The 14412-nt window shown below is 60.5% G+C and carries 12 protein-coding genes; 11 read left to right on the forward strand and 1 reads right to left on the reverse strand.

Features of this window, described 5'->3' with window-relative positions; translation table 11 throughout:
• Positions 1–10 precede the first annotated feature (10 nt).
• Genes ACXYMO_RS16975 through ACXYMO_RS16985 form a run of 3 tightly spaced genes read left to right on the forward strand, consistent with a single transcriptional unit; the run spans position 11 to position 2526 of the window.
• Positions 11–994, forward strand: a complete 984-nt coding sequence (locus tag ACXYMO_RS16975) for a Rieske 2Fe-2S domain-containing protein (RefSeq protein WP_458879923.1) — start codon at positions 11–13, stop codon at positions 992–994.
• Complete coding sequence (locus tag ACXYMO_RS16980) at positions 987–1910, forward strand: fatty acid desaturase family protein (RefSeq protein WP_458879924.1); 924 nt, start codon at positions 987–989, stop codon at positions 1908–1910. Before ACXYMO_RS16975 ends, ACXYMO_RS16980 begins: the two co-directional genes overlap by 8 nt.
• Positions 1903–2526 carry a phosphatase PAP2 family protein gene (locus ACXYMO_RS16985; protein WP_458879925.1) on the forward strand — a complete coding sequence of 208 codons (624 nt, stop codon included), beginning with the start codon at positions 1903–1905 and terminating at the stop codon, positions 2524–2526. The genes ACXYMO_RS16980 and ACXYMO_RS16985 overlap by 8 nt, the downstream gene beginning before the upstream one ends.
• On the opposite strand, the gene ACXYMO_RS16990 is transcribed toward ACXYMO_RS16985, so the two are convergent.
• Positions 2480–3664 carry an alpha/beta hydrolase family protein gene (locus ACXYMO_RS16990; protein ID WP_458879926.1) on the reverse strand — a complete coding sequence of 395 codons (1185 nt, stop codon included), beginning with the start codon at positions 3662–3664 and terminating at the stop codon, positions 2480–2482. The two genes, ACXYMO_RS16985 and ACXYMO_RS16990, sit on opposite strands and share 47 nt — an antisense overlap.
• Before the next feature lie 107 nt (positions 3665–3771).
• Here ACXYMO_RS16990 and ACXYMO_RS16995 point away from each other — a divergent pair, with 107 nt between their 5' ends.
• The 8 genes from ACXYMO_RS16995 to ACXYMO_RS17030 all read left to right on the forward strand — a co-directional run bounded on the left by ACXYMO_RS16995 (position 3772) and on the right by ACXYMO_RS17030 (position 14300).
• On the forward strand, positions 3772–4713 hold the full coding sequence (locus ACXYMO_RS16995) for a LysR substrate-binding domain-containing protein (protein ID WP_458879927.1): 942 nt from the start codon (positions 3772–3774) through the stop codon (positions 4711–4713).
• 131 nt (positions 4714–4844) lie between these two features.
• Positions 4845–6515 (forward strand): sulfatase-like hydrolase/transferase, encoded by a 1671-nt coding sequence (locus ACXYMO_RS17000; RefSeq protein WP_458879928.1) that lies wholly within the window; start codon positions 4845–4847, stop codon positions 6513–6515.
• Positions 6516–6571: 56 nt separating this feature from the next.
• The gene (locus ACXYMO_RS17005; RefSeq protein WP_458879929.1) at positions 6572–7624 is read left to right on the forward strand and encodes a TAXI family TRAP transporter solute-binding subunit; all 1053 of its coding nucleotides are present in this window, start codon (positions 6572–6574) and stop codon (positions 7622–7624) included.
• A 68-nt stretch (positions 7625–7692) separates the two neighbouring features.
• Entirely contained in the window at positions 7693–10035 is a 2343-nt protein-coding gene (locus tag ACXYMO_RS17010) for a TRAP transporter fused permease subunit (protein ID WP_458879930.1), read from the forward strand.
• 38 nt (positions 10036–10073) lie between these two features.
• Positions 10074–11600 (forward strand): cryptochrome/photolyase family protein, encoded by a 1527-nt coding sequence (locus tag ACXYMO_RS17015; protein ID WP_458879931.1) that lies wholly within the window; start codon positions 10074–10076, stop codon positions 11598–11600.
• 158 nt (positions 11601–11758) lie between these two features.
• Positions 11759–12424 carry a DNA-3-methyladenine glycosylase I gene (locus ACXYMO_RS17020; protein ID WP_458879932.1) on the forward strand — a complete coding sequence of 222 codons (666 nt, stop codon included), beginning with the start codon at positions 11759–11761 and terminating at the stop codon, positions 12422–12424.
• Positions 12425–12445: 21 nt separating this feature from the next.
• On the forward strand, positions 12446–13060 hold the full coding sequence (locus ACXYMO_RS17025) for a DNA-3-methyladenine glycosylase I (RefSeq protein WP_458879933.1): 615 nt from the start codon (positions 12446–12448) through the stop codon (positions 13058–13060).
• Between the two features lie 175 nt (positions 13061–13235).
• Positions 13236–14300, forward strand: a complete 1065-nt coding sequence (locus ACXYMO_RS17030; RefSeq protein ID WP_458879934.1) for a Hint domain-containing protein — start codon at positions 13236–13238, stop codon at positions 14298–14300.
• The last annotated feature ends 112 nt before the right edge of the window (positions 14301–14412 follow it).

The raw sequence follows: 14412 nt of genomic DNA on the forward strand, positions 1-14412 counted from the left end.
GCCTCTTTCCATGAAGGACAGGCAACGCGCCCCTGAGCTCACGCCACCTGCCTTGCCCGTCAACTGGTACATGCTCGCAGGGAGCCGCGAGGTCAGGCGCGGGCGGGTGATCACGCGGTCCCTGTTCGGGCAGGAATATGTCCTTTACCGGTCGCCTGCGACGGGACAGGTCACTGTCTTTGCGGCCCATTGCGCGCATATGGGATGCCACCTGAAACATGCCACCCCGCAAGAGGACGGCCTGCGCTGTGCCCTGCATCACCGGCTGATCGGGTTCGACGGGGCCTTTACCACCCCGGATGGCCGAAAATCGGCGCAACTGGTGCAGCCGCGCCTGACCGCGCGTGAACATATGGGCGGTGTTTTTGTCTGGATCGGGCCACGGGGCAGCGAAACCCCCTTGCCCGAACCGGCCATCGCCGGAAACGGCCCGGTGATGGCGCGCTATGTTGGACAGTTCGAATTCGACACCAGTTGGTATTCCCTGATGGCCAACGGGCTGGACATGGAACACCTGTCTGCGGTCCACGGGCGGGTTTTGCGCGAGGACCCCGTGATTGAAACCGGTATTCCCGGACGCTTTCGCATTTCCTATCTCACGCGGGTGATCGGGACATCGCTGAGCGACCGTGTGGTGAAATGGCTGTCGGGCGATCACATCCGCGCCTCGATGATGGCAGTGAACGGATCGATGATGCTGGTCGAAAGCGATGTCGCGCGTCCCAGCTTCGTCATCCTGTCCGTGGTTCCGCGCGGCGATGGCGGCACGATCGCCCGTGCGCTCATGGGGTCGACCGGCGAGATTCAAAAACCGCTCGACGCGCTGCGGATGCGGGTCACCAGCTGGCTGTTCAAACGGTTTTTCGAGGCGGATTTCGGCATTTTCGACGGGCTGGACTGGCACCCGCCCGAGGCGGCACTGACACGCCCTGACACCTATTCGCAAAGCCTCTACCGCTATTTCTGCCAGCAGGAAAACGCCGCCGATGTCTGACGTGCACGCAATCCCTGGCAGGCTGAACCTTGCCATCCTGGGCGGTACCGTCGTGATCCTTGCGGCGGCGCTCTGGACGGCATCGCACGCCCAAAGCTGGGTCGTCATTCTGCTGGCCGCGCTGGTGTTTTCGTTTTTCAACAACACCATGTACGCCCTCATGCACGAGGCGGTACATCGCCATTTCCACGCCGATGCGCGGATCAACGAAGGGGCAGGACGCTTTATCGCCGCCTTCTTTCCGACCGCCTTTGCGCTGCAGCGGGTGTTCCATCTGGCCCATCACCGCAACAACCGCACCGAACATGAACGGTTCGACTATTACGCGCCCGGCGAAAACGTCCTTCTCAAGCGGGTTCAGTGGTATTCGATCCTGACCGGGCTCTACTGGCTTGCGCCGCCAACATTTGCAGTGATCTATTTCTTTACCGCCGACCTGATCCGCTGGCGGCATCTGTTCGGCGCCAAGGGCGCCTGGTTCGCCAAACAGACCAGCGCGCAGGAGTTTCTCGAGGCGCTGGACGATGTGCCGATATCGCGGGTGCGCATGGATATCCTGATCGCGGTAAGCGTTCAGGCGGCGTTGATCTGGGCGCTTGATCTGTCGCTGCTGGGCTGGGTGCTGTGTTACGCGGCCTTCGGGATCAACTGGTCGTCCCTGCAATATACCGACCACGCCTTTTCGCCCCTCGATCAGGAAGAGGGCGCATGGAACCTGCGGGTGCATCCGCTGGTCCGCGGAATTTTCCTGAACTACCACTATCACCTTGTCCATCACCGCGACCCGTCGCTGTGCTGGACCGAATTGCCAGATCACGACAAACCGGACGATCCAAGCCCCAGTTTCTGGTCGATCTATCGTCAGATGTGGGCCGGGCCGCGGCCCTTGCCCCAGGCGGAGGATGGGAATGCGTAACGACCGGGGCTGGCGGATGCGCGTCGGCGCGGCGGTGGGCCTGTGGTTCTGGGTTGTCTATGGTGGTGCGGACTGGCTGACCGGGCTGCGCGCGGGGCAGGGGGCGTTGGCCTCAGTGGAAATCGCCGCAGACGCGGCCATACCATTCTGGCCGTCGGCGGCCTGGGTCTATATGACCGTCACGCCGGCGATGATCCTGCCGCTTTTCGTGCTGGGTGAGCGCAGCGCGGTACGGGCGCTGGCGCTGGTCCTTGCCGTTGAGATTGCACTTGCCGGGGTGGTCTATCTGGTCTGGCCGGTCGCCCCGACCCGGACCCCCGAAGGTGATCTGCCGACCATGATACAAATCGCCGATCTGGTGAACCTGACCTACAACTCGGTCCCATCGCTGCATGTGGCGCTGTCGATGACATGCACCATGGCGATGATGGCGGCCGGTCAATGGGCGCGCAACGGGGCGCTGGCCCTTTGGGCGTTGGGCATAGCGGCATCCACGCTTGTGACGCATCAGCATTTCATCGCGGATGTGGCGGCGGGGGCCGCCCTCGCCGGGGTGGGTGCGCTTCTCTTCAATCGCCTTTCGAGGCGTCCCTTGGAACTGGAAGCTGTGCCCTGAAGAACCCGGCCATGTCGCGGCGGATTTCCGGAATGTCCCCGGTACAGCAATGATCGCCGTTTTCGATCACCCGCATGGACAGATCGCGCACTACGTCCAGATTATGAAACGTGTCTCGCAGCCACTCCTTGTCGGCGAGCGCGACGACCCGATCCCTGGTGCCATGCACGATCCGCACCGCGGCCCCGATGCGGCGCAGGATGTCGGGTTTGTCGATATAGGTCTGCGCAAGAACCTCGCGAATTTCGCCATCGGTGCGGGCGCCGGTGATCTGGCAAAGTTTGCTTTTGATGATGAAGGGGATCCGCGCGAACGCCTCGGTGTTGATCGGCGCCCCAAGATCGTAAATGGCGGTGATGCGGGGATCGCGCGCCGCCGCTTCATAGGTCCACAGCGCGCCAATGCTCATCCCCATGACCCCCACGTTCTGCGTGTCTACGTAGGGCCCTGTTACCGCGTCGATGGCGGCACTGATCACCTCGTGAAATCGCGGTGTCCAGAGTTTTCCGTCCAGCAGAAACGCCTCGGCCTGTCCGGGGCCATCAAAGGCAAGAACCGCTAGCCCGGCCTCAACCATGGCCAGTTCGGTGGCCAGATGTTCCTCCTTGCAGCCGTCGATGCCGTGCACAAGGATCACCAGCGGGGCGGGCGTCACGCGGGGAAGGTGCAAATTCCCATGAAAGACCTGCCCGCCCCACGGGATGTCGATGCGTTTGTATCGCTCTGCAAAGGCAAGTGTTTCGGCCTCGATATAGGCATCGCGTGACCGGATATAACAGGCGCGTTTCTGTGCGTTGATCGGCAGGATGCCCCAATGGGCCAGGTTGGTCATGTAAGACAACCGGCGCAGCGCGCGGATCTCGGCGACGCGATCCATAAGGCTCCGCTGCGCCGCCAATTCCGCCTCGGCCTTTTCCAGCATCCGCTCGGCCGCATCCGGCCAGTCATCAAGGCTGCGGATGGAATTCAGAAAGTCGAACAGCACATCGTCGTCCACATCCCCGGCGCGCCAGCGGTTCCAGAACGGTTTTGTCAGCCGCCGCATGCCCACCACCCTCGACAGGGACCGCACGCCGTAGACAAAGAAATGGTCAAACCGTGTATAGGCCTCGGTATCGCTGATATTGGAGGATTGCATCGCGCGCCTTTCAATGATGCCTTGGAACCACACCGTACCGACGGCGGGGGTGAAGGCAAGTCCCGCCAGTGTCGCGCGCGTAACCCGTAGGGAAGAGGATCACAGACATGATTTCGCGCCGGATCAGAATGCGGCATCTGCGTTGTTTTCTTGCGGTGGCGCGCTGTGGCTCGGTGTCGCGCGCGGCCGAAACCATGGGCACCGTGCAGCCCAGTGTTTCACGTTCCATCCGCGAGTTGGAGGATGAACTGGGCAACCCGCTTTTTGACCGCACCTCGACCGGGCTGACCCTGAATGACGCGGGCAATACGCTTTATGCTTATGTGTCCAACGGGTTGGGGCAGGTGGATCGCGGTCTTGAAACGATGCGCGGCCATCTGGCCGGTCAGCGGGTCGTGGCCTATGTGCTGCCCAACGTTGTACGCATGGTGATGCCCGGCGCCGTGCAGCGGTTCAAAGCGCTCTACCCGGCCATCGATCTGACCTTTTTGGCGACAACTGGCGGCGGGCTGCACCAAAATCTGCGGGACGGGACTGTTGATTTCGGGTTTGGCCGGTTGTTGGCCGCCGATCACATGGAAGGTTTGAATTTCGAACATCTGTTCAGCGAACCGCTGGTCTTTTTCGTCCGGGCCGGTCATCCGCTCGACGGGGCCAGGAACGTGACGGTCCATGATATTGACCAGTATCAGGTCGTCATGCCGATCCCCGGAACGATCATCCGCGCCGAAATTGACCGGTTCGTCATCTCTCAGGGATTGTCGCGTTTTACCAACTTGATCGAAACCATCTCATTCGAATTTGCGCGGACCTACCTGACCATATCCGATGCGGTTGTCTGTCAGCCCCTTGGTGCGATGCACCGTGAACTTTCTGAAAACCGGGTCTGCCGGTTGGATGTCGCCGCAGCAGAGCTGACCGGGGCCGTCGGGCTGACCACGTCGTCCGGCCAAAATGCCAGCGCGTCGGCGCATTTGCTGATGGACATGATCCGAACCGAGGTGATTGAGTTGAAAAACCCCGGCGGATATATAGCCGAATTGTTATAGCCTTGCATGAAAAAGCATTACGAGCGCGCCTGTCCCGATGTTAACCTTGCCCGGACGGGATCAGGGAGGAAACGTCACTCGGACCGGTAAACAGGGGAAATATCCTGGCCGTCGGGGGGCTGAAGCATGACATGGGCACACCCAGGAACATTCTTTTCATCATGTTCGACCAGCTACGCTGGGATTATCTGAGTTGTTATGGGCATCCGCATCTGGACACGCCCAATATCGACAAGTTGGCAGACAAGGGCGTGCGCTTTACCCGCGCCTATATCCAGTCTCCGATCTGCGGTTCGTCGCGGATGAGCACCTATACCGGGCGCTACGTGCATTCGCACGGCGCGTCGTGGAACGGGATCCCGCTCAAGGTCGGTGAAATGACCATGGGGGACCACCTGCGCAACTCCGGCATGGATTGTTACCTTGTGGGCAAGACCCATATGCGCGCGGATGTCGAAGGTATGGCGCGACTGGGCCTGGCGCCGGATTCCATCATCGGTGCGCGGGTGTCTGAATGCGGGTTCGATATATTCGAACGCGACGACGGGATGCTGCCCGAAGGGCCGGATGGGTCATATGATCCGGATGGCGCGAAAGAGTATAACAAATGGCTCAGGGCCAAGGGATACGACAGCGACAACCCCTGGCACGACTTTGCCAACTCGGGCCTCGACGAAGATGGCAATGTTCTTTCAGGCTGGTTCCTGAAAAATTCGACCGAAGCCGCCAACATCGCCGAGGAGCACAGCGAAACGCCCTATCTCACAGGGCGCGGGATCGAGTTCATGGAGACCCATGACGGCCCGTGGTGCTGTCACCTGTCCTTTATCAAGCCACACTGGCCCTATATCGTGCCTGAACCCTATGCCTCGATGTACGGGCCCGAACATGTCCTGCCGGTCAACCGCTCGGACAGTGAGCGCCAGAATGCCCATCCGGTGTTCAAGGCGTTCATGGATACCAAGGTCGGCGAAACCTTTTCGCGCCAGGACGTGCGCGATGCGGTGATCCCCGCCTATATGGGCCTGATCAAACAGGCCGACGACCAGATGGGCCGCCTGTTCAAATGGCTGGAAGACACCGGGCGGATGGATGACACCATGATCGTCCTCACCTCGGATCACGGCGATTTTCTGGGCGATCACTGGATGGGGGAAAAGACGTTTTTTCACGACACCTCGACCCGCGTGCCCCTGATCATCTACGACCCGTCGCCCCAGGCAGATGCGACGCGCGGCACAGTCTGCGACGCGCTGGTCGAATGCATCGATTTCGCCCCCACCTTTGTCGAGGTCGCAGGCGGCGAACCGGCCACGCATATCCTCGAAGGTGAGAGCCTGCTGCCCCTGCTGCATGGAACGGCGACGGAAACGAAACGCGACTACGTGATCTGCGAATATGACTTTTCCGGCACCCCCGTCGCGCATCTCAACGACATATCCGTGCGCGATGCGGTCATGTTCATGGTGGCCGACAAGAAATGGAAGCTGATGCATTTCGAAGGCGGGCACCGGCCGATGCTGTTCGATCTGGAAAACGATCCGCTTGAACTGACCGATCTGGGCGACAGCGCCGACCATGCGGACGTGATCGCCGGGATGTATGACAAACTGTTCGCCTGGGCGCGTCGTCAATCACAACGCACCACCCGCAGCGAACAACAACTGATCGACATGCGCACCAAGACCCGCAAGCGCGGCGTGGTGATCGGCGTCTATGATGAAAACGACACCCCGCTTGAACTGACCGTTCACTATCGCGGGAAAAAAGCCCCGAACAAGAAGCATACAACCGGCGGCTAAAACATGCGGGGCCTGGGGGAGGGAACCGCAACATCAAATGAAATGGGAGGACACCAATGAAATACTTTACCAGGACACTGGCCACACTTGGCCTTGCGTCGATACTATCGGCGGGCACCGCCTCGGCACAGGCGAACCTGACGGCTGAAACCTCGAGCCCGGGCAACAGCCCGCATGTTTCGGTCCTGCACATGGCCCAGATCGCATCAGCCGCCGGTATTGCAAATCTGCAGGTGCAAGAGGGTCAGACGCTGACCAATTCGGTGCTGAACGTCGCCGAAGGCCGGACCGACATTGCCGCAATGCCGCTGATCCTTGGCTTTCTGATGGCCAAGGGGCGTGGCCCCTATTCCAAACAGGGCGAACAGGGCGCTGCACTGGCAGCAAACCTGCGGGCGCTCTATCCTTATAATGCCGGGGCCTATGGCCTGCTTGCACTGGAAAGTGAGGGCATTGATGGTTGGGACGATCTTAAGGGGAAAAACGTATGGAACGGTCCGCCGCGCGGCGCGGCCCTTGTGAATGCACGCCAGGCCATCTTTCTTGCGGCCGGATTAAAAGACGGTGAAGACTACACCGGTCATCAGGCCAATTGGGGCCAGTTGCCGACATTGCTGGTCGATGGATCGATGGACGCCTTTGTCTTTCCGCTGACGTTCCCGTCGGCGCGCGCTGTCACGATGCAGGCGGCCGGGAACGTGGTGATCATCTCCACCCCCAAGGATGTCTTCGAAGGCGATGCATATCAGAAAATCTTCAACGCGCCGGGCAACGTTCCCATCGTCGTGGCATGGGATGACATGGGGTATGAAGAAGGCAAAGGCATTCGCATGATTTCCGAAGACGGCACATTCCGGGGCATGGGAACGGCCTTTACCGATGTGGTGAACAAGGACATGTCCTTTGAATTGGCCAAGGCCCTGACCGCCGAATACATCAAGACGATCGAACAGCTGAAGGCCAAGACGCTTTACATGAAGAACGTCGGCATCGGAAATCTTGACCCGTCGGCATCGGGCTTTTGCGGCGTCAACCCGGTTCCCTACCATCCCGGCGCCGTTGCCGCATGGGAGGAAGCGGGCGTAACCGTGCCCGATTGCGCCAAGTAAAGACCAGACAAAGCGGCTGGGCGGCGTGATCCGCCCGGCCGTTCGCCTTTCCGGTCAGGAGCCCCCCAATGTCATCTGCCTTGTCCGCCCCGGCGCGGAGCTTACTGCGCAAATTCGCCTTCGTGCTGGGCCTGCTGCTTGTGATCGTTGGGCTGATGAACACCATGCCGTCTTTTCCGGGCCTTGATGCCTGGGTCAAGTCGGCCTTTGGCGAAGGGGTTGTGCTGCGCCGCTTCAGCTATGAATACCTGTTTCCGGCCGTGTTTGTTGTCATGATGACCATCGTGGCGATCGAGAACTCCTTTGCCCGCGACTTTCGTGAACGCGGTCGCGCCCCGGCCCTGTGCCGGTTCGGGCTGGTCATGGATATCGCGCTTGTGGTCATGGCCCTCGTCATCGCGGCGGCCTATCTCATCGAAATCGACAGCGTCTGCCTGATCGATCAGTTCACCGGCGAACGCGCCGAACTGATCGCTAGGGCCCTGCAGGAAGAGATCGAATTCAATGAATCCATGGGGCTGCCCCCGCCGACAAGTGTCGATGATCCCAGCTGCATCAGAACGCTTGGGGTGTGGATTTTTCCGCTGATGGCTTTGGCGATTGCAGTGTTCCTTGGATACAACGTGCGGGTCTGGGGTTTTCCCCTTGTGGCGGTGGCGATCCTGATCGCGTCCTATACCCTGCTGACGGTGCTGATCTGGTATGTGATCGGCGCCGACGACATCAACAAATATCTCGTGACCAAACTGGGCGGTGAACCGCGCCAGCTGATCGACGGGCGCCCCAATATTCAGGACATCCTGGTCAACAACGCCCAGGGCCTGCTGGGCCGGTTCATGGGCATCCTGATGAACACGGTCTTTCCCTATATCGTGCTGGGGTCACTGTTCGGCGTTTCGGCAGGCGGGCGATCCCTGATCAAGATCGCGTTCCTGTGGACACGCCGGATGCGCGGCGGCCCGGCCCATGCGGCCATCGTGTCTTCGGCCATGTTCGGCACCATCTCGGGCGGGCCCGTGGTCAACGTGTTGTCGACCGGTGTTCTGACCATTCCAATGATGCTCAAACGCGGGTTTTCGCGCACATTCGCCGGCGGGATCGAGGCCGCGGCCTCGTCCGGTGGCCAGATCATGCCGCCGGTGATGGGCGTGGCGGCCTTTGTCCTGTCGGCGATGACGGTGGTACCCTACCGCGAAGTGATCATCGCGGCGACGCTGCCGGCGGTTGCATATTTCGGCTGCCTGTTCCTGACGGTTGTGTTCCAGGCGCGCAAACAGGGGATCGAAGCGGTCGGTGAGGTCACCGATGACATGCGGATGAGCCGCGAGGACAGGATCCACCTGCTGATGATATTCCTGCCCATCCTGCTGATCCTTGTCCTTTTGCTGACCCCGAAAGAGGCCATTGGCTGTGGCCCGCTGGCCGGGCTGTGGGGGGTGACGCAAATCCTGTCCGAACATGGGTGCAGGGCAGAAAACCTGCCTTGGCTTCTCCAACTGGTTCAGAACTCGGCGGGCGATGCGGGCTCGGCCGGGTGGTGGGCCGCGGCACTTTTGCTGGTGCTGTTTTTTCTGGATCGCGAAATTCGTCAGGCGCCGCAGAAAATCATCTCTGCTCTGGCGGATGCGGGCATTCTGGTCAGCCGGCTTTACCTGATGTTCCTAGCCGTTTCGGTCATCGACTTCTGCCTGAATTTCACCGGGCTTTCGAATTATATCGCGGTTGATATCCTTGCGTGGCTGCGCGCCTCCAACGGGCTGGTTGGGGAAAGTTCGGCGTTCCTGTTCCTGGCCCTGCTAGGCACGATGATCATGGCCATCATTCTTGGCATGGGCATGCCGACCGTTCCCGCCTATATCAACGTCGCGCTTTTGATGGGGCCGATGCTGGTCGGCCTTGGTATCGCCAATTTCACCGCCAACATGTTCGTGTTCTATTTCGCGGTCGCCTCGGCGATTACCCCACCCGTCGCCGTGGCCGCGTTTGCGGCCTCGTCCATCACCAAGGCTGATCCGATGCGTACCGGTCTGGCCGCCGTGCGCGCCGGGGTGGTGATCTTCGTGATCCCGTTCATCTTTGCCTTTTATCCCGAACTTCTTCTGATCGAGGCGGCGCAGCTGAACCCGCACTCGGGAGCAGGCAGGTATCTGCCGGGATATGACGGCACCATCGATCTGGCCGGACTTGCCTTTGTTGCCCTGCGGGTATCCATCGCGCTGTACCTGCTAGCCAGTGTTCTGGCCCGGTACGAGGCGCGGCCGATCACCGGCGGTGAAATCCTGCTGCGTCTGATCTTGGCCTTCCTGGTGCTGCAAAAATCCGTGCTGCTGAGCGGTCCGGCCATTGCGGCCTGCGCCGCGCTGCTGGTGTGGCACCACACGCGCCCCGCGCGGCCGGTCGGCGCGGCCTGAACCCTTGCTGTCGGTGCGCCGTGCGCTAGCTCTGCGGAATGACCAAACCTAGTCTCATACTTGTTCTCGGCGATCAGCTGACCACTGGGATTTCGTCGCTCGGCGATGCCGACCCGGAGCGCGATATCGTGGTTATGGCCGAGGTCGCAGACGAAGCGACATATGTCGCCCATCACAAGAAAAAGATCGCGTTCATCTTTGCGGCCATGCGCCATTTCGCCAAACAGCTGGAACAGGACGGCTGGCGCGTTCTATACACGCGGCTGGATGATCCGGACAACACCGGGTCCCTGGGTGGCGAGGTCGCGCGACATATCAAATCCCATGACCCCAAAGAGGTGATCTTGACCGAACCGGGCGAATGGCGACTTCTGTGCGATCTCAAGGACCGTTCCACAGATTGGCCGGTGCCCTGCCGCATTTTGGAGGATGACCGGTTCATCGCCTCCCATCAGGATTTCGATGACTGGGCCGAGGGGCGCAAACAGTTGCGCATGGAATATTTCTATCGGGACATGCGCCGCAAAACAGGGTTGCTGATGGAGGGCGACGACCCGGTGGGCGGCAAGTGGAACTTTGACGCCGAGAACCGAAAGCCCCCCGACGACGGGCTGTCGGTTCCCCGGCCGAAAAGGTTTACACCCGATGACATCACATCCGGCGTGCTGGATTTGGTTGAAACCGAATTCGCCGACAACTTCGGCACCCTTGACCCGTTCTGGTTCGCCGTCACGCGCAAGGACGCGCTGGGCGCGCTGGATCATTTCGTGGCCGAAGCCTTGCCGAACTTCGGCGACTTTCAGGATGCGATGCTGGCGGATGAACGGTTCCTGTTCCACTCTATCCTTTCGCAATACATCCACGTTGGGTTGCTTGATCCGATCGAGGTGTGCCGAGCGGTCGAGCGGGCCTATCACGATGGCGACGTTCCCCTGAACGCCGCCGAAGGGTTCATTCGCCAGATCATTGGCTGGCGCGAATATGTGCGTGGCATCTACTGGCGCGAAATGCCGGGATATACAGACCGGAATTTCTTTGACGCCGACCGGGACTTGCCGGCGTTCTACTGGACCGGGGAAACCGACATGGCCTGCATGCGTGCCGCCATCACCCAGACCCGGGACGAGGCTTATGCCCATCACATCCAGCGCCTGATGGTCACCGGGAATTTCGCGATGCTGGCGGGCGTCGATCCCCATCAGGTGCATGAATGGTATCTGGCGGTCTATGCCGACGCTTATGAATGGGTCGAGGCCCCCAACACCATCGGGATGAGCCAGTTCGCCGACGGCGGTCTGCTGGGGTCAAAACCCTATGCCGCCAGCGGGAACTACATCAACAAAATGTCCGATTACTGCAACGGCTGCGCCTATGACGTGAAACGCAAAACCGGAGAGGGGGCCTGCCCGTTCAACCCACTTTACTGGGACTTTCTGGATCGCAACCAGTCCAAACTGCGCGACAATCCCCGGATGGGCCAGATGTACAGCCTGTGGGATCGTATGGGTGACGACAAGAAGGACGCCTATCGCGGCAGCGCACGGGCCGTTCTGGACAGGCTCTGACCCTGCAGCAGGCCTGTTCGTCCTGCGGCCCGTTGTGTGATAGGCTGCGGGAGTTTCCGCGCAGGGGTGAGGATGTGCGATGGCCCGACGTTCCGGATTGACCCATGACGACGCGTTTGAAGCGGCGATTCCGCGTATTTGGCGCGCGAGGGTGCGTCATGCGTGATCTCGAACAGATCCATGCAATTGCCGCCGAACGCAAAGGCGGCGCCGCAGCGCTTGAGGCGTTGCTGAGCAAACCGCTCAGCCCGGAAGATTTGGCAAGGATCCCTGATGACCGCTGGCTGTCGGCCATGGCGAAATGCGTTTTTCAGGCCGGGTTCAATTGGAAGGTGATCGAGACCAAATGGCCCGGCTTTGAAGCCGCCTTTGACGGGTTCGATCCGGCGCGCGTCGCCTTTTACCACGACGAGGATCTTGATCGTTTGCTTGGCGACAAAAGCATTGTCCGGAACGGGGCCAAGATCAATTCGGTCATCGAAAACGCCCGGTTCATCTGCGACCTGTCACGCGACCATGGCAGCGCCGGCGCCTTTTTCGCGCGATGGCCCAACACCGAATACGTTGGCCTGCTGGAATTTCTGAAAAAACGCGGTGCGCGGCTGGGCGGGCTGACCGGTCAGCGCATGCTGCGCAGCATGGGGCGCGACAGCTTCATGTTCTCGCCCGATGTGACCGCCCGCCTGATCGCCGAAGGGATCGTTGATAAACCGCCCACATCCAAACGTGATATGGCGGTGGTGCAAACCGCCCTGAACCAGTGGAGCGAACAGTCCGGGCGCAGTCTGACGGAAATCAGCAAGATCCTGGCCTATAGCGTCTAATCGAATGAAAAGGGTGCAAGAATGAGCGCAACATTCACCGGCCCGGACGGGCACCCCCGATGCGGCTGGTGCGGTGGCGCTCCGGAATTCCTGGATTATCATGACAGGGAGTGGGGTTTTCCTGTCGACGACGACCGGCGCCTGTTCGAAAAGCTGAGCCTTGAGTTGTTCCAGTCCGGGCTGAGCTGGCGCACCATCCTAGCAAAGCGCGAAAATTTCCGCACTGCCTTTGCCGGGTTCGATTTCAACGCCATTGCGGAATTTGTCCCGCATGACGTGGACCGCTTGCTTCTGGATGCGGGGATCGTGCGCCATCGCGGCAAGATCGAGGCGGTCATAAACAATGCGCAAAGGGCCTGCGAGATGGTTGGGCGTCACGGATCGCTGGCGGCGTTTTTCTGGTCGCATGAACCGGACGCCGATCAGCTGGGGCCGCCTCAGACCGCGTCGATCACGGCCGGGTCGGTGGCCCTGTCCAAGGCGCTGAAAAAGGACGGCTGGAAATTCGTCGGCCCGACCACCGTTTTTGCCTTTATGCAGGCGATGGGGCTGGTCAATGACCATGCCCAGTGCTGTGTCATCCGCGACAGGGCCGCGCGCGCCCGGCAGGCATTCACCGTTCCCACAGCAAGTTGACCGTTCAGGGGCGCGAAATTCCGATTTGGACAGACCGCCGGATGATGGGTCATTCCGGACTGCGTTGCGCTTGTGACACTGTTTTATTTCGGCGGCCGGATAAAAGACTTTCTTTGGCGAATCACCTCTGTTAACGTTTTTTCAATAAAAAAAGACAAGGCAGGCATACAGGCAAATGAAAACGGGCTTTCGTGGCACGTTTGTCATCTCCTGGTCGCAAACGGATGTGGACGGCTTGAAAGCCGCGCCGATTGAGGCCCTCAACGTAGGGGCGGCGTGGTCATGGCACGGCGAAGCCGTGCGGGTAGACGGGCCCAACGACATTCTGCGACTGGATCAGGCAGACGGAGAGGAAAACCTCCGCCGACGCGCCGCACGCAAAGTGCGCCGTTTGGTCGGAGCGGTTGTTCAAAACACAGACGACCTGCAAAAGGTCGAAGTCGACGAACCGCTGATGGACAGCAGTTTTGTTGTCACCAACGGGTCGCAAAGTTACACCGTCACCATGGTCGAGGTCGGCCCCGGATCGCATCCCTTGCTGATGTTTCTGGATGACATGCCGCCGCGCAACACGGATTTATGGGTTGTACATCACTCGCTCGGATCCCCGGCCAAATCCGCGGACAAGGCGCCTGGGTCCGGTGTCATCTGCTTTACGCCGGGCACGTTCATTTCCACGCCGGATGGCCCCAGAAAGGTCGAGGATCTGCGCCCGGGCGACCAGATTCAGACCCGTGACAATGGCGCGGAAGAAATCCAATGGACCGGCAGCCGCCGCATGTCCGGGGCGCGTTTCTTTGTCATGCCGCACCTGCGTCCCATTCGCATCGGGGCAGGGGCGCTGGGCATCGACCGCCCGGATCAGGAGCTTCTCGTGTCGCCCGAACACCGCATGCTGGTGCGCGGCCACGCTGCACGGGCGCTTTTCAATACATCCGAGGTGCTGGTCGCAGCCCGGGAACTCGTCAACGGCACGACCATCAACGTGGATCTCAAGGCCCGCGAAGTGACGTATATCCATCTCCTGCTGCCCAGCCATCAGATCATCTGGGCCAACGGTGTGGAAACCGAAAGCTTCCATCCGGCAAACGCCGATCTGGACACGCTTGATGAGTTTGACCGTCTGCGCCTGCTTGATCAGTTTCCCGACCTGGAAGGCGACCCGTTCAACTATGGTGCCCACGCACGGCGCAACCTGACGGCATCCGAGTCCGCAATCCTGCGCTACGAGGCTGCGTAACAAGATCGGGTCCCTGCGCCCTTGCCTCGGGTCCCGACTTGAATGCCTTTGTCCGGTGTCTCTTTCTGCGGGCGAGGATTGGCTTTCCTCTGCCCCCGTCATTGATAAGCTG

This window comes from Arenibacterium sp. CAU 1754, from assembly GCF_054482635.1.